Annotated in this window: 12 protein-coding genes and 1 other RNA gene; 3 read left to right on the forward strand and 10 right to left on the reverse strand. The window is 26.5% G+C overall.

What is annotated here, in order from left to right:
* Positions 1-125 precede the first annotated feature (125 nt).
* Positions 126-403: RNase P RNA component class B (gene rnpB / locus VBN07_RS00625), an RNA gene on the forward strand.
* Positions 404-460: 57 nt separating this feature from the next.
* Here the strand turns inward: rnpB and VBN07_RS00630 are convergent.
* The 9 genes from VBN07_RS00630 to dnaE form a co-directional block, all read right to left on the reverse strand.
* A complete protein-coding gene (locus VBN07_RS00630) occupies positions 461-1,051 on the reverse strand; it encodes an FMN-dependent NADH-azoreductase (RefSeq protein ID WP_323177400.1) in 591 nt (196 codons plus the stop codon).
* Between the two features lie 166 nt (positions 1,052-1,217).
* Complete coding sequence (gene era, locus VBN07_RS00635; protein WP_323177401.1) at positions 1,218-2,099, reverse strand: GTPase Era; 882 nt, start codon at positions 2,097-2,099, stop codon at positions 1,218-1,220.
* A gap of 2 nt (positions 2,100-2,101) precedes the next feature.
* On the reverse strand, positions 2,102-2,974 hold the full coding sequence (gene cdd, locus VBN07_RS00640; protein WP_323177402.1) for a cytidine deaminase: 873 nt from the start codon (positions 2,972-2,974) through the stop codon (positions 2,102-2,104).
* A gap of 74 nt (positions 2,975-3,048) precedes the next feature.
* Positions 3,049-3,897 carry a methionyl-tRNA formyltransferase gene (fmt, locus tag VBN07_RS00645; protein ID WP_323177403.1) on the reverse strand — a complete coding sequence of 283 codons (849 nt, stop codon included), beginning with the start codon at positions 3,895-3,897 and terminating at the stop codon, positions 3,049-3,051.
* A gap of 7 nt (positions 3,898-3,904) precedes the next feature.
* Complete coding sequence (locus VBN07_RS00650) at positions 3,905-4,813, reverse strand: hypothetical protein (protein WP_323177404.1); 909 nt, start codon at positions 4,811-4,813, stop codon at positions 3,905-3,907.
* 15 nt (positions 4,814-4,828) lie between these two features.
* Positions 4,829-5,791 (reverse strand): hypothetical protein, encoded by a 963-nt coding sequence (locus VBN07_RS00655; RefSeq protein WP_323177405.1) that lies wholly within the window; start codon positions 5,789-5,791, stop codon positions 4,829-4,831.
* Between the two features lie 59 nt (positions 5,792-5,850).
* Positions 5,851-6,414, reverse strand: coding sequence for a dephospho-CoA kinase (locus tag VBN07_RS00660; protein WP_323177406.1), 564 nt, complete (start codon positions 6,412-6,414; stop codon positions 5,851-5,853).
* Positions 6,395-7,306, reverse strand: coding sequence for a 5'-3' exonuclease (locus VBN07_RS00665; protein ID WP_323177407.1), 912 nt, complete (start codon positions 7,304-7,306; stop codon positions 6,395-6,397). Before VBN07_RS00665 ends, VBN07_RS00660 begins: the two co-directional genes overlap by 20 nt.
* Positions 7,299-10,214 (reverse strand): DNA polymerase III subunit alpha, encoded by a 2,916-nt coding sequence (gene dnaE, locus VBN07_RS00670; protein WP_323177408.1) that lies wholly within the window; start codon positions 10,212-10,214, stop codon positions 7,299-7,301. The genes VBN07_RS00665 and dnaE overlap by 8 nt, the downstream gene beginning before the upstream one ends.
* A 276-nt stretch (positions 10,215-10,490) precedes the next feature.
* Here dnaE and VBN07_RS00675 point away from each other — a divergent pair, with 276 nt between their 5' ends.
* Both VBN07_RS00675 and VBN07_RS00680 read left to right on the forward strand, forming a co-directional pair.
* The gene (locus VBN07_RS00675) at positions 10,491-13,055 is read left to right on the forward strand and encodes a S8 family serine peptidase (RefSeq protein WP_323177409.1); all 2,565 of its coding nucleotides are present in this window, start codon (positions 10,491-10,493) and stop codon (positions 13,053-13,055) included.
* Positions 13,048-15,294: a hypothetical protein gene (locus tag VBN07_RS00680; RefSeq protein ID WP_323177410.1), complete on the forward strand. Its 2,247-nt coding sequence runs from the start codon at positions 13,048-13,050 to the stop codon at positions 15,292-15,294. Before VBN07_RS00675 ends, VBN07_RS00680 begins: the two co-directional genes overlap by 8 nt.
* 56 nt (positions 15,295-15,350) lie before the next feature.
* Here the strand turns inward: VBN07_RS00680 and VBN07_RS00685 are convergent, their stop codons facing one another.
* Positions 15,351-17,924, reverse strand: a complete 2,574-nt coding sequence (locus VBN07_RS00685) for a UU173 family protein (protein WP_323177411.1) — start codon at positions 17,922-17,924, stop codon at positions 15,351-15,353.
* Positions 17,925-18,034: the final 110 nt, after the last annotated feature.

Genomic DNA, 18,034 nt, shown 5'->3' on the forward strand with positions numbered 1-18,034 from the left:
TATAGTTTTTTCAAAATAACTAAACAATAATAAAAAGTTTAATGATTTTTCTCATTAATTTAGATGAATTTAAGAATTTTTAAGATTTTTATGACTATAAAATAAATAAAATGCTATTATATATTTGCATCAGTCGACAGCTGCATTTTATGTAGAGGAAAGTCCGTGCTAACACCATCTGCGATGATGGTAGTGATCGTGCTAAGCCAAATAAGCTTAGGTTATGCATTATGTGTATAAACGACTAGTGCCACAGAGACGAGAAATATGAAACGGGTAAACTCCACGAGTTAGAAACTCAAATTTTGGTAGAGGAACCATTATTTTAGAACTGAATAAAATAATGGAGTGACATTAAGTCATTAGATAAATTGTCGACCTAGACAGAACACGGCTTATAGATGCAAGCATTCAGGCAACTGAATGTTTTTTTAATACAAAAAATCCACCAAATGATGGATTAGTTAAATATTTGATCCACTTGTTCTTTGATGTGTTCATCAACGTGATTTGGTTCAGTTTGATTAATTGGAGAAACTTTTGTTCCAAAGTATTTAATTTCTTTTGAATCATTACCTGTTAAGAATTTAAATGTTCCTTTTAATCAATCAGAATGATTGCCTCAAGTGTATCAACCCTGTGGTGCACCTTGAGTTGAAACTATAACTGTATTTAAGTTAGTTAATAAAGGAATTGCATCACCTTGCTTTGAGTATTTGTAACTAAATGTCTTATTAGCAACTGAAATAGCATCGATGAAATTTTTAACTATGACACTAGGTCCGAAGTTAATCATTGGGTTTGAAATGATTAATAAATCAGTTTCTTTAAGTTTTTGAATTCATCTATCTGACTCAACATCTGTGTAATAAGTTGTAAATGTTTGTTTAGTTAAAAAATGTTCATTTAGCTTTGTAGTTGATAAGTCCACTCTTTCGATTAATACATTTTCTTTTGATTTAAGTGCTTCTTCAATGTAATTTAAAATGTTAGTTGAGTATGATTTTTCATTTTGTAAAAGATTTCCATCTAAAATTAATACTTTTTTCATATTTTCTCCTTAAATTTTATAAAAAGTTAATATTTAGTTATTTTTTAGCTTCGAAAATAACTTTTTTATATTGGTTATATTTTAGCAAACTTTTAATAATAGGTATGATAAAACACAAAAATAATATAAAAAGTTGGTATTGATTAACAAATACCAACTGTAAAAATTATTTAGTAGAGTAACCAAATTTTTCAAGTGCATCTGCATCATCGATTCATTTTTTAGCTATCTTAACTTTTAAAGTTAATGATGTAGGAATATCGAATTGATGTGCAATTTTCTTTCTAGCAACTGTACCTATTTTTTTGATTTTTTCACCGTTTTTACCTATAACCATACCTTTTTGAGAAGCTTTTTTAACATAGATAATTGCATCAATATCTAATCTATCTTCAGATTCTTCAAATTCTAGAACTTCAACAGCAATTGAGTGAGGTAGCTCTTCATAAAGTTCATTAATTGCAGATTCACGGATGATTTCTTTTGCTATAAAACGCATAGATTTGTCTGTGATGTATTCAGGATCATATTGAGCTTCACCCTCGTAAGCGTATTTTTCAATTTCACTAATTAAAGCACTAATTGATTTAGGATCGTTTACATCAGTAGACATAATTGTTTCAAAACCGTGTTCTTTAAGCTCTTTGATTTTATTAAGTAGCTTTTGAGGATCTTTTTTAATTTTGTCAATCTTAGAAATAACAGCAATCTTGTTTTTTACGTGCTTGATTTTTTCTAAAATCATTTCATCACCTTTACCAATTGCTTCATCAGCAGGAGATAAGAATAAAAGAACATCTATGTCTTTAGTTGCATCATAAGCATTTTTGTTTAAAGCTTCACCAAGTTTATTTTGTGGTTTATGGATACCAGGTGTATCAATGAAAATGATTTGTAAATCATTTTCTGTATAGATACCTGTAATTTGGTCTCTGGTTGTTTGAGCTACATTAGCAACAATTGCAACATTGTAGCCGATAATAGCATTAAGAAGACTACTTTTACCTACGTTTGGTCTTCCTAAAATACTTGCAAAACATATTTTCATAATTATTTAATTGTAATTTCTTCAGCTCTGATGCTGTATGGAACTAATTCTTCAACTGTGTTAACTCTTAATTGTTTTCCATCATTACTGTATTGGTAAACTTTTGCATCAAGAGGCATAAATTCAGTCATAACTTGTCTACATCCAGCACAAGGGCTAATGATTTCATTTTTCCCACTAATAATGTGAATTTCTTTAAATGATCCAACTTTTCCACCGTATGCTACTGAACCAAACATAGCACTTCTTTCAGCACATAAACCTGATGGATAAGCAGCGTTTTCAACGTTAACTCCATAATATTCTTTCCCATCTTCTCCGATCAAAATTGCTGCTACTGGGAATTTTGAATATGGTGTATAAGTATATTTAAGTAAATCTTTTAATTTTTCAAATGTCATATTTGTACCTTCTTTCCTTGTTATTTTTAAAGGATTAAAAATATCATCAACCATTTTATTCATTTGAATTCTTTCTTCTTCAATTTCGTGGTCATATCCTGCTAAGTGGACTAATCCGTGAGTGAATAAGTAGCAGAATTCTCTTTTAATTGAGTGTCCAAAATATTTTGCTTGTCTTACAACTTTGTTTCAACAAATAACTAACTCTCCCAGATGAATAAATGGAAGTTCGTCATACATAGAACTATCATCAAATCCAAATGAAAGGATGTCAGTTACATAATCTTTGTTTCTGTATTCTTTGTTTAATCTCTTAATTTTTTGAGGAGAAACTAATGAAACATCAACAATGATTTGTTTTTTTATACCAAAGTATTCTGCAAAATTTTTGATAATTTGCTTCATTTCTTTTTCAAAAATAATTGCATCTTTAATTTTTGAATTAATAGTCAATGATATTTTTGTCTTTTTCATACTTTATAATTATACTTTAAATATGTAAACATATTTAGTTGAAGCAAATAAAAAAACTTGAAAATTAATCAAGTTTAGTAATTTAATTTAATACGTTTTTTAGTTTCGAATTGATAATCAACTGCTCATAGCTTTCCATCAGTGAATTGAAGTGGTAATCCATTTGGAACTTTGTGTTTTGTAGCATAATAAATTTTGACTCTTTTGTTATCTAAAATAACATAAGCACCCGGGTTCGATGAGAATGCTCTGATTTTATTAAATGCTTGTTCAACTGATAAATCGCTTGTTATGAGTGCATCTTCTTTTAATAATTTTGGACTTAAAATGACTTTTTCTTCATCTTGAACAATTTCCTTAAAATCACCTTTAACATAGTCTACAAGTCATTTTGTGATATTTTCAGTAGCTAATTTTGATAATTTTACAAACAATGTATCAGATGTGTCTGTGTCTTCAATTGGAATTGAAACCATTTTAATAATGTTACCTGCGTCCATTTGTTTTGTCATATACATTAATGAAAGTCCGGTTTCTTTATCTCCATAAAGAAGTGAATATTGAATAGGTGCAGCACCTCTATATTTAGGTAATAGTGAACCGTGAATATTAATTGAAGCTAATTTCGGAAGAGCTAAAACTTTTTCAGGAACATATTGACCAAAAGCACAAGTTAGTAAGATATCAAAATCTAATTCTTTAAGTTCGTCATAAATTTGTCCGATTTTTTCAGGTTGAAAAAGTCTAATGTTATATTTTTGAGCTAATAATTTTGTAGGAGTAGGTAAAAGTGCATAACCTCTATTTGCTGGTTTATCAGGCTGCGAAACAATTCCTACAACGTCAAAGTTTTTGATAACTTCCTCAAAAATAGGAACCGAGAACTCCGGTGTTCCTGCTAATAAAATTTTCGTTTTATTCATTTTTCTCCTATCCGATTGAGATTTCCTTGTAAATTAGCTCTCTCATAACTTCAACGATTTTAGTAAGCATTTGTTCAGTTAATTTAGTTGTTGATTTACTATTTTCATTAATTTCTTTTAAGTGTGTAAACATTTTTTCAGATGTAAAGTATGTTCCAAAGAAAGTAATTTTATTATTGATTGATCTTTGTTCTAAAATTTCCATAATTACTGAATCTCAGAATCAAATACTTAAGTTTTTAAGTCCAATTTCATCTAAAACTAACAAATCAACTTCACTAAGCTGTTTTTTAATAAAATCAATGTCATTTGAGTTTTTCTTATCAAATGTTTTTTTGATCTCTTGGTCTAAATCATTTATATTGATGTAAGCAACAGTTTTGTTATCTAATGCAAAAGAATTTGCGATTCTTGAAAGTAAATTACTTCTTTGAGATTTTCTTACTCCAGAAATTAAAAGCCCCTTCATTGATAGTTCATTGTGTTCTTTTAATTTTACCTTTAACTCTTCTACATATTTGTGTAAGTCAATATAGTCTTCATCATTTATAACTACATTTTCAATAACTTCATCATTAATTGGTTCACTGATGTCTGTGAAAATTAAGTGATTTTCTAATCTTAATTTTCTACCTTCATCATTATTTGCTATTTTTCTGACTAACTGCAATTTACCATTTTCATCTCTTAAAAAATAATTTCTAATAGGTAGATTTTTATCGATAGTTCTTTGCTTATAGTAATCAATTAAATGAACAAAATAATCTCAAATTTCCTTATCTGAGATATTTAATTCATCTATTAGTTGTGCTAATATTTCTTTTTTCTTGATATCAGCAATAATCTGTGCAGGATCTATTTTCAAGTTTTTATCTAGAAAAATTCTTCAATCTAGATTTTGATTATTGTTTGTCATTAATTAAGTCTCCAATTAATGTTTAAGTGCATTCTTGAAAGCTTCTTTTTCATGGAAAATTTTTTGTTCTTTTTTATCTTTAAATTTTCCATCAAAATAAGCTTCGATTGTGTCGAATCTCATAAGACCTGCATTTTTAATTTCAACCATCATTGAGTTTGCATGTTTAAATCACTCGTTAGGAGTTGAAGATTTTTCTTTAGAAATATATAAAACATAGTTAATGATTTTTGAATCAGTAAATTTGCTAATTCATTCATCTAATTTGTTTTCAATTTTTTCATTTCTGAAACCATATGAAATTGATTTATAGAAATCTCTTGTGCTTAATTTAATTAAAGCTTCATATTTATTTGAATACTTATATTCGTTTAATAAACTAATAGGCTCTAACATAGAAAAATCAACTGGTGCAAAATCGGCATTTTGTTGTCTTAATTTACCTAAATTAATTAAATTGTCAACAAATTCATTCTTTGGATATTGAGCTTGCTCATTCTCATTATTAAATACATCAAAGAAACTTGCTGAAACATCTTGAATGTGTGGTGTTTCGATGATGTTTGATTTTTTCAATCTATTATTAACTTTAATTTTGAAGTATGTATCACCGATTTTAGATTTCAACATTTCTGAAATTAAATGGTTATTTTTAATACCAGCTGCATTAAGTGGTTTTTGAATACTAAAGATAGTGATTTTTTGTTCATCATCTCTTAAAGTATCAATTAAACCAACGGCTTCAAGTTGTAATCTAGCTTGATTTAATCTGTTTTCGTGCATATTTAAGAATGTAGTTAGAGTTAAAAAATCATAGCTACTTCTTTTGTATTTGCTATCTTTAACAATATCTAATAAATATTGGTAAAGAAAAACAGGGTCAGCACCTAAAAATGGACCGTAAAATTCACGTAAATTACTAAGGTCCTCCATTGTTATTTCGTTAACTTTTTCAACTGCGAAATATTGATAAATCATCGGTGCTTCCTCCTGTTTTTTCTTGTGTTTGAAATTTTTGGTACTCTAATTTTACTTACTTATTTTTTTAGCTCCAAAAATTCTTTTATTTTTTCTTTACTATCTCTAATATTAATAGGGATATGCACAACCTTTTTTGACCTAAAAAAATCTTTTGTGTCTCAATTGTAGTTGTTTTGGTTGTCTAAAATTTCTTTTGTAAAGTTATCCACACCCCTAATTTTTAAGAATTGTGACCTATTTTCTTCATCTATTTGCATATGATAGACTGTAGAGAAAAAGATTGAAAAATCGACTATTTTTGTATATAAAATTGGTATTTCTACAAAATCGTACTGATTTGATTTAAGGTGCTCAAAAATTACTTCAAAAACATACTTTTCAAGTATTTTTAAGTTATTTGGATTTAAACTTACCCATTGCTTAATAAACGGTTTTCAAACTTGATTATTTTTGATTAAAAAACTACCGATTTTATTGTTAATTTTGTTGATAAAATCAGTATTTTTTTCATATAAATCGTTTACAAATTCATCAAGATTTAATGTTTTGTAACCTAATTCTCTTGCAGTATTTAAAAAGTGTGTTTTACCAGAGCAAATTTTACCTACTATTGCTATCATAATTTAGCATACTTTCTTTTAATCTAACTAATTCAAGTTCATCAAGAATAGACATTGCATTTTGTAGATTAAGTTTTAATAAGTAGTTATCTTTTGACTCATTAAAATCTGGAACATTTGTATATAACTGAGCCATTTTATAACAGAATAGCCCTTGGTCATATCCGGATTCTAATTTTGTAATAATTGATTTTGTAAAATTATCAGCTCAAGTATCTTTTTGTTCATATAAATTAATGAAACTTTTGTATTTATCAAGAATACTGATAGCGGTTTTGTCTCCAATACCTTTAATACCTGGTAAGTTATCGCTGCTATCCCCTGCTAAACCTTTATAATCAGGAACTTGATTTGGATAAATTCCATATTCTTCAGGATAAATATCTAATGTTAATAAATCAAATTTATTTTTTTTAGGTCTCTTAATAATAACTGATGTGTGTTCATCAATTAATTGATGTAAGTCTCTGTCTTTTGAAAAGATAATTTTCTCTTCTCCTTGAGCGACATTTTTAACGTAAGTGCCGATTAAATCGTCAGCTTCATAACCGGTTTGCTCTTTTCAAGGAATTTCTAAAAGAGTTAACATTTCTTTAATTTTGTCCATTTGAACAAATAATTCAGATGGAGCTGAAGCTCTACCACTTTTGTATTCATCAAAAGCTTCGTGTCTGAAAGTTTTTCCTTGACTATCAAAAGCTATAAAAATGTGTGTTGGATTAAATTGGTTGAATATTTTAAGAAGTTGATGGAAGAATAAGTTGATTGCATTAGTAGGAAAACCTGTTGAAGTTCTTAAAATGTCATTAGGATTTCCATAATATGTTGCATAAAATGATTGAAAACTTAAGTAGTTTCCATCAACTAATAAATGTAAGTTTTTCTTATCCATTATCTACCTCTCTTCAATCACTAAAGTTATAAAACCCCTTACTAATTTTGATTAAAATCAACATTTTTCTAGGTCTTGTGTCGTTAAGAATTTCAATAGCTCTATTATTAAAACCAAAAACTGTTACAGATTTTGTTGAATCTGTTACTGATAATCTAGGTCTACCTTTAGCATCCTTAGTCACTTTAGTCAACATAACTTCAATTCACTCATATTGATCTGTAAGTTGATCTAATGTTAATGTATTGTGTTTGTTTGAAATATTTGAATTTAAGTTATAAATGCTTCCTAATAATTGAGATTCATATTGAATTTGTTCATTTAAATCACTTGGTATGAGTTCAAATTCAATTTGCTCAATATTTTGCATTTTAATAAACTCTTGGAGTTGTTGTTTTTTGTCGCCTTCAATTTTCTTATATGAAGCGACAAATAAATCATTAAGTTGCTTGCAAATGATTAGTCCATTTAATAAAGTTTGCATTCCATAAAATTCTCTAAATGCATTAGCTTTAATAAGTGTTTCAATATTTGACTCAGTTACATTTCCTAAATTTCTCAATCTAAGATATGCGACTATAAAGTTTTCATATTGACCATTTTGATTTCTTTCTTCAAGTATTTTTTCAACAGCACTTTCACCAATTCCTTTAATCATATTGAATGGTAAATAAAGTTCATTATCAACAATTTCAACCATATTTGATGAATTGTTAATTTCAGGTGATTGAACTTTTATGTCTTGATCACTAGCTTCAACAGTGTATTTTTTGATATTTTGCTGGTCTGATGATGAATTTGAAATTAACACTTTATAGAAAATAAGTGGGTAGTTTGCTTTATAGAAAGCTAACTTATATGAAATTAATGAGTAAGCAACAGCATGCGATTTATTGAATCCATAAGCAGCGAATTTTTCAATATTTGAATAAATTTTTTCTAATAAGTCTATAGAAATATTGTTTTGTAATCCACCTTTGAAAAATTCGGCTTTATAGCTATGTAATAGCTTTTCATCTTTTTTAGAAATTGCTCTTCTAAGTAAATCAGCTTGAGCAAAAGACATATTTGCAACTTGTTGTGCAATTTGCATAATTTGCTCTTGGTAAACAATAATTCCAAATGTAGGCTTAACAATTTGATCATATAGTGGATGAATTGTTTCTATTCTGTTTTGGTTTTGTTTATTTTTACCATATGTACCAATAAATTCCATTGGACCAGGTCTAAACAACGAAACAATTGCATAGATATCATCAAATGAATCAATTTTAACTTCCTTAATTGTTCTTTGCATTCCTATTGATTCAAGTTGAAAAATTCCGTTTGTATGTGTGTTATTAAGTAATTTTTTAGTTTTATCTTCTAACCGAACTGAATAACTATCTCCTATGACTTTTTCAAAAGTCTGTTCACGTTCTAATAAATCTTCAATTTCTTTAAGAATAGTTAAGTTCTTAAGTGCTAAAAAGTCAATTTTAATAAGACCATATTTTTCTAAATGGTTTAATGTAAATTGAACTTGTTGAATTAGCCCATTATTGTAAATTGTGGGAATAAGTTTATTAATTTGTTGATCACAAACGATAATACCAGCAGGGTGTGTTCCGATTTGTCTTGGTAGCCCCTCAATTTTTGAAGCATACTCGTGTAAGTTAGAATATTTATCTACATATGATCTATATTTTGAATTAGTTTCATAAGCATCAACAAGACTTGAGTCAGTTGACTTAATTGCATTGCAAATTTTTTCAACTTCTGAAAGTGGTACATCTAAGTATCTAGCAACATCTCTGATGCTGTTTTTTAGTGCTAAAGTTTGAAATGTTGTAATTAGAGCAACATTTTCTTCTCCATATTTATTTTTAATGTATTCTAAAACTTCATTTCTTCTGTTATCTTGAATATCAATATCAATATCAGGAAGAGAAACTCTGTCAATATTTAAGAAACGTTCAAATAGCAATCCAAATTCGAGTGGATTAATATCCGTAATTCCTAATATATAAGAAATAATTGAGCCAGAAGCACTACCTCTACCAGGTCCTACTTCAATTTTATTTTTCTTAGCTCAAGCAATTGCGTCTTGAATAATCAAAAAGTAGTTAATAAAACCTAATTTTGCAATAACAGAAATCTCATAATTAACTCTGTTTACAACAACATCTTCGCCGAATTTGTAAATAAGTTCTTTGGTTCTATCATTAATTAATAATTTTTTAAATTCTGCTGCTGCATTATCTGAAAATTTAGCTAATTTAATTGAATTATTAGGTTTAGAAACATTGCAATTTTGTGCAATGTATAACATATTTTTATATACATCTTCGTGAAGATCTTCCCAATCTTCTTCATCTAAATATTCATTATATGTTTGAGTTTCTTCGTTAATTGAACCAATTTTTTGAATAACTCTGAGGATTTCATTATCCTCAAAATTTAAAACTTTTTTAGCTGGTGCATAGACAGTTTGATATTCAAGTGGAGTTTTATTATTTAAATAAAAATTACTTAAATATTTATCAACTGCAATACCTTTAGATCTATGTCCTAAGTATTGATGGTCAATAATGAAAATATCTGAATTATCAAGTTCATAGTATGAAACTACTTTTCCTTCAGATTTAGCATAAATAAGTTGATTAATAAAAGCGTATCCATCATTGTTTTTAGCTAATACAATAACAGTAAATCCTTCTGATAAATCAAGTTCAATACCAATAAGCGGTTTGATATTAAACTTATCTTGCATATCTCAATAATATTGCAATGCATATAAGTTTTCTTTATCTGTTAAAGGCAAGAATTCTAAATCATTTTCAACTGCTAATTTAATGAGTTTTTCAACTCTGATAGCAGAGTTTAAAAATGAATATTCAGTATTTGTGTGAAGATATATTTTTTTCATATTTAAATTATATTTTTCTTTTATCAAACTAACAGAAAATAGCTGATTTTTTTAATTAAATATATCTACTAAATTCATAAAAATTTCATTAATCACTTATTTTTTTGAGTTCATAAAATCAATTTTTTGAATTTTAAAAGCAAAATGTGTAAAAAAATATGAAAAATAAAGCTTTTTGTAAAGAAATTACAAATAAATAAGATATTGCAGTTAATAAAGAGTACAATCAAAATATATTGACATTTTAAAGATTAAAAATGTCAGTCAGGGGTGATTATGTTTAAATTTAGCAAAATTAAAAATAAGTTTAAGAAATTATTTCTAGGGTTATCACTTGCATCAATAGGAATTGGGGGCGCATTTTCTATAAGTGCAAATACAAGCGATATTGCAGAAAGTGGAGAAAAACTAAAAGAATTGGAATTAAAAAAATACTTAAAATCTTTGGAAGTATTTAATGATCAATTAAGACCATTTAGCAAGACATTATTTTCAGATATTCATAAAAAAATGGGAATAGATAATTATATTAACAATCCAGAAGTGGTAAAGAATACAGAAAAAATTAAGATTGGTATTATTGATCTAGGTTTTGTTAATCCCTACTTATTTTTGGGTCGACCTGAAAAAGTGAAGTTATATTTACCAACTTATAGAGGGAACCATAATGAAGAAAGGTTAGCAGTTGATGTTGTAACTGGTAATAATATAATTGATGGTAATTATTACTCTCTAAAAAAAGCATTATCTAAAAATATAAGTGATAATGTTTCTGGAAATTCAGATTCGACTAACAATATGAAGTTCTCTGAAAGAATACTATATGAATTTTTCAATTCACATTCTACACAAATTTCTAATTTAATAGCTGGTGATTCTGGTATTTTAAAAAATGCAGAAATTCACAGTGCTAGTTTAAATAGTTTCACTTATTATAATGATTCTAGAAATGTTACATTTTATGATTATAAGAAAAATGAAGTTGTTAGAATAGCGAACCCTGATTTAAGAACGAATGAATGAAAAAAATATTCAGACGATCATTTTTATTCTGATTTAAAATCACTTGATTTAATTATAAAGAAGATGCTTGCATCTAAAGTTAACATTATTAATATTAGTGTTGGTTTACAAAGCTTAATGTATAACAGTACAGCTTATAAAGAGTTTTTGAAAAATCTAACAAAACCAGATGAAAATGATACTGCTAAAAAACCTAAATATAAAAATCTGGATGAATTTTGAAAAATTTGTACTGAATTTAAGTGACATTCAAATACTTTTAAAAAGGAACGTCCTGAAGAATTTGAAAAGTTTAAAAAGACATTAATGAACTTGAAACATGAATTTCTATTTGAAATATACCAAAATAATAAACACAAATTTAATCCATTTCAACTTGCTCTTATGTATCCAGGACATCCATTATTCACTTATTTTGATAACAAGAATGATTTTAATAACTGAGGATATAGAAATAACTATATAGAAAAAGTAGTTTCATTAGATAGAAATAGATGACATTACTCTAAGTTAAGTGGAATGATAGATGAATATGCAAATAAATATAATGTGAAGTTTTTCATTTCAGCAGGAAATTATGAAAGAGCAAATCTTTTATTAAGATATATAAATACATATACAAATGAGTGAGAAAATAATTGAAAATTACGTTGAAAAATGAATTTCAATCTTAAGGATCAACAAAGTTTTGGATTTATTAAAACTGCACATAATGCAATATATGTTGGTGCGATAGATAGAAAAGGAGAGTTTATGAATTTCTCTGACCAAGGAGCTTTTGATATTAGTGATTTTCCACTCATTGTTAATTATGGCTCTGAAATAGGTAATAAAAATATCTACTATTTTGACTCACCTTATTCAAAATATTTGTTTCATATTTATAAGAAGAATTTCATTGGTTTAAGAGGAACGAGTTTCGCAACTCCGTTAGCTGCCAGTTTGGTAGGGTTATATTGTGCTTCAGAGAACAAAAAACCAGGTAAAATAAAGATAAGAGAATTGAGAGCAGCCCTGGCTTCATCATCATTCTATACTGATAACTACCCAACATATGGATATACACCAAATTTTATGAAAGACATTGATTTAATATATTCAATGAATGATGAACCAATACAAAGTTTACATGATAACAATGCAAGATCTGTGACAGGATTTGGATCTGTTAATTTTGACGTATTGAGAGATACGCTAAATAACAAGATATATCTTAATTTACCAAGCAAAAATGATGAAAAAGTACCCCTTATAAAATTAAAGGAAAATAAAAAAGGTTTAACAATTAACTTTAATAAAAATAAGAAAAATGAAAATATTTATGAAGAATTATTAATAAAAAATAAAGATACCATTAAAAAGATTTTAGAGATTGACATTAGTGAAAAAATAATTAAAAAGAATATGAGATTAGTATTATCTTGAGATATGCTTGATTTTAATATCAATACTCGCGATTATCGTGAAAATGGCGTTAATATATCTGATGATTTCTATTTAAAAGAAGCAAAAAAAGAATTGACTAATTTATTTGATTTTGAGCTCGAAATTGATTCATTAGTTGGAACTTGATCAAATATTGACTATAAAGAAAAAACACCATTTACTTGATTAAAAAGCGAAGGTACAGATTCAACGATAGAATTTATAAGAATAAAAGAAGCTGATTTGAAATACGCTCAAAAAATAAAAGTTTATTTGAAACCGAAATCACATGTAAAATACAATGAATTAGTTGACTATAAATATAAATTAATAAACAAAATTTTAAATGATGGATTACTTACTATAACTATATCAGGCGAGACTGATGCGTAAAGCCTTTTTATTATTAACAGTAAGTTCTAGTTTATTTATACCCTTAATTTCTTCAGTCAGCTGTTCAGAAGAAGATGAAAGTAAGTTTTTCACAAAAGAAGAAAAAAAGATAATATGAGGGGGTCAATATAAACCTGAAGAATTTTTTAATGAGTCTTATTCGCTGATAAGTGAAATTAATCAAACAAATGAACTTCAAACAGAAATTAAAAAGATTATTGAAAATATATCTATATATTTAAAGAATTTGTTGTTATCAAATTCCAATGATAATAAAAATGAATCGTTGATCAATTTTGTCAATGAAAGAAATAAAATTCAATTTTTGATTTCATCAACATTAAATTCAATTGAAGAAAAATATGCGTTATTGAAACAATTAATAGATCCAAATACCGAAAAAGAGCAACAAAAATCTGAATACGAATCGTTTAAAATCGAAAAGTTAAATGAACTAAAATCTAAATTATCTCAGTATGTGGTTGAAACTAATTTTAATGAAACAATTTTAAACAATGGGTTGGATATAATTAAAAAAATAAACAATGAAAAAACTCAAAAATATAACTTGAGCAGAAAATTTAAAATTAACTTAAAGTCTTTTAAGAATTTTTATAAAAATTTTGAATGAACATTTGGTAACTCTATATCTAAGTTTGAAAAAGATATTTTCCAAAACAGAAGTGATCAATTTTGATTTTCTGATATCTTATTAACAACATTAAACCATAAAGTTGTGAATAGAATATTTTCAGAAACAACAAATAGTAAAACAAAAGAAGAATTTGTTAAATTAGCAGGTAAATTTATAGATTTCTGAAAATTTAACTATGAAGAAGATAAATTTATTAGTGATCCTAATTTATTAAGATTAATTAAAAATGCAAATATTTGATCAATTAATTATTGAGACTCACTAAGCATAAGTAATGAATCAAGCAATAAGGTTGAAGTAGATTTAATAAACAATAAAAAATACTTTTTTGATCAATTGATTTTTAACAACTACGAATTCAATAAAAATGAAGCTATTCAAATAATTAAAAAAGTATTGGAACTTATGCCGTCTGAGAAAGAATTTGAAGTAGATTCCTCAGAAAAAGATGATCGAAATATATTCCCTGATTGGATAGTAGATAGAAGTGATATTTGAGTCAAAGAGTGAGCTACTACTAAATTTTGAAATTATTACAATAACATATATTTAAATGATATCTCTAGAAAATGAGAAGAATCAAATTTTTGATCTTTAAATACACTAAATACAAATGGTTTCAAAAATCCACAAAATAGAAAATCACAATTCTATAATAATGTAATGAACAAGTGTTTAGAAGATCTTAACCAAAATATCACAACCTTATCAATTGCGCTTGATTGATTTAATCCTGATGAAGATATTTTAATTTGGTATGACCCAGAGGATGGTATTGATAATTGGGTTGCTTATTCTAATATAAATCCATTTAATAATTTATATGTAAAAAATAATAAAGGTAATAAGGTTTTTATTAAAACTCCTAAAAATATTTATTCAACTTTTATGAATAAATTTTTGAGAATATGTCAGTTTATATTGAGGTTTTACTGAATGCTTCCTTCATCTATTTCGGATCTTGAAGGTTTAAGTCATTATGAAGAATTAATTGATTTAGCTAAAATACCAAAAGAATTACTTGAAAAGTCATCTGAAGATATGAAAGAAATATGAGCTGAAATACAGAGCAAGCCAGACTTTACTAAAGAAGATATGGAATGATTTAAAATATCTTATTACTTATCTACTTATGGAGAAAATGTTGAATATTTAAAAGAACCAGGATTGGAAGGCTTCAAAAGAAAAATAAGACAAGGTGACTATTCGCATTTAGGTAATTTATATAATATTTCATATTCATTTACAGAAGATGAAATAAATAATATCAAGCAAAGATATTTCTCATCTGACGAAATGATGAATTCAAACAATAATAACAACGAATTTTATGAATTAATCGAGCAATTGCAACATATTAAAAATGTAATTGAGACAAGCAGGAACAATAAAAATCCAAATCATAAGTTTTTCAAACATTTGAAAAATTATGTTGCTAAAAATATTAATTTTAATGAATGATTAAAATTAAAAGAAAATCAAAACAATTATTTTAGCAATGATGTTAAATCTAAAACTAATTACCAAATCGATAGAACAATTGAATTTCTAAATGAATTAATCGCTATTCTTAAATCTAATTAAAAAAATACAAGCAAATAATTACAGTTTCAGTTGTAATAATTACTTGTATTTTTATTTTAATATCTTGGAGCTAGTGTTATTCGCTCATTTTCTATCTTATATTCGTATCTTTCTGAATCTATTTTGTACTCATATTCATCAAGTTCTGAGAACCGAAGTCTAAGAATATACATAATAAGCTCATAAACCATTATCATAGCTCTTACATCATTTTCACAGTACTTTTTAAGTTCAGGAACAATGTCATTTTCTCAATGTGAATCCCCGATTAGTTTTGCGTGTCTAATTTGAGCTTTCTCCATTGCCATAGTTCCTTTTTGAATAACTAATTCTGAATAAGGCGTAATCAATGTTTTGAGTTTTAAGTTGTTATGTGTAATGTATTTTTCAACTTTCTTAATGCTACTAAATCTTAGTAGTTCATTAATATAACAAATTCTATCTAATGTAAATCTTTCAGTATCGCTATTAATTAATTTGACTAATTCTAATGTTTCATTGCTTGTATTTTCTTTAAATACAATGAAATATTTGTCTGAACTTAGCCTAGATTTAAGTTCTGTTGATGTTGATTTAAAAATATCATTTAAGTCAATTGCTAAATTGTTGATTTCATTAATTACTTGTTTGAAGTTTCCTAATGTTTCAAAATGCAAGTGAATTTGCTCTTGAATTTTTTCATTATTATTTTTGTATTCAACTTCAATTAAATTAAGAAGTTCTTTATTTCTTGTGTTTTCGTATGTCTTATTATATACAACGTAACCTTTTGCATCTTTATCGTGAATTATCTTAAACATATATATTATTTTGGATAAATCAAAGTTTTTTGTGTCTATGACAAAGTTCTCTTTGTAAATTTCTTTACCATTTTGAGTTTTGATAACAGATACCTGGTTAACAATTTGCTGGTATGATGATGTACCAGGGATGACCGGATAAATTGATGAAAAACCTTCATAGTCATATCAAACAATTACCGAATCTTTTAAGTGAATTTTAAAGATTTTATCAAGAGCAGCTTTAACATTTATTGCATTTATTTTTTCATATTTGTTAATTAGCTCATGCACTTTATCTTCAGATTCTTTGACTATTCTACCAAATGAATAAGGTATAAAATCTTTTCCATAAAGATATGCTCTAATAACTAATTTATCAGGTGATTTGAATACATCTGTAGGTATATTAATAAGAGAACTGTTTGAAATCTGTGAGTTTTTGTATGCATTTATATAATCATTTAAATTATTCATTAATTCAAAATTATCTTCAGCATCTTTGCTGAAACAATATCTAAATAAGTTGTAATCAATATTAGATAATTCGGGTGCTAAATAATAAGAATTGATTATTTTGTCAATGTAACTATCAAATTGCTCGTAGTAAACATATGACTCAGGTGAACTTCCTCTCTTGTCTTTTGTAAGAAAAACACCATTTGATTTTTCAATTAATGAATTAACTGATTTATAGATATCGTGAGTTTCTTTTATTTGGTCTATAAATTCACTAAATGTCTTAATTGCATTAGGTATTGCTACAAATTCTTCTAAATTAAGTCCTAAACTTCTATCGCAATAATATCCTCTTTTAGCACTCAAAATAAAGGAATTTGAATTTTTTGTAAAGTTATTTAAGTAGTCTTGTTCATTTCACGAATCATACAATGCAAGTGTTCCTGATTTTAACAATCCGTGTTCGATTGGAGTGAATAAATTATAAAAATCATCTTCGCTCATTCAATCTAATTTATCAGATTTATTACTTGGTTTTGAAGGCGATTTTATTTTTGTCATTGCTGAAAAGACTTCATAAAAATCAATCTTGTCTTTTTGTGTTAATCTAAGTTTATTAACAAATGGATTAATAATAATTTCGCTAATAGATTCAAGAGGAATATTTGCTTTATTTAGTACGTTGTAGTTATAAAAGTTTTTTTGATATAAATCTTTCTTAGCTTTATCAACATATGATAGACCTACATATTTTTTAAGTTGTTTATCATATATAAGTGCTGATGAAGTTAAATAAAATACATCATTTTGATTCTCGATTTTATAAGCAAATACAGGTTCAATAATTACTTTGATTTTGTCATCATTTAAGTAATTAAGAGTTTGTTGCAATTTGACTTCTAAATTATCAATTTGCTTAATATAACCAACTTCATTTGGTTTATAGTTGTGTTTATTTAAATATCAGTTGTATGCATCCAATTTAAATTGTAAGAATTCAGAAATGTTAACTTTAATAAATTCAACTTGTTCGCTATTTTCTTGTTTTGCAAAAATTGAATCTAATTCATGCAAGAAATTATTGCTTCAAACAAGTTTATCTGAATTTGTATCTAGTTCCATTTGCAAGCTTTGTTCAGACATAAATTCAGACACTTTATTTGCGTCAATTGCGTTTTCGCTAGACTCATCCTCATCATCGTCTAATTCGTCAATATTGCCGAATTTAATATTGCTTAAATAATCATCAATTGATACATTATATTTACCAAAATAAGCTGATTGTTTAATTCAATCAACTAAATTATTTGAATGAAAAATAAGTAAAGGATTTTTGAAAAAAACCTTTAGAAAGTTGTTTGCAGTTATCTTAATAATGTTTTTTTGCTCCATAATTTACACCCCTTATTTTGATTATATCAAGTTGTCAATATTTGATTGTAACTTATGTGTTTGAACCATAGGGATAAATAAAAATATCACCAGAAGAATCTCTGGTAATA

The organism is Mycoplasma sp. 4404, from assembly GCF_034863325.1.
GTDB lineage: Bacteria > Bacillota_I > Bacilli_A > Mycoplasmatales > Metamycoplasmataceae > Mycoplasmopsis.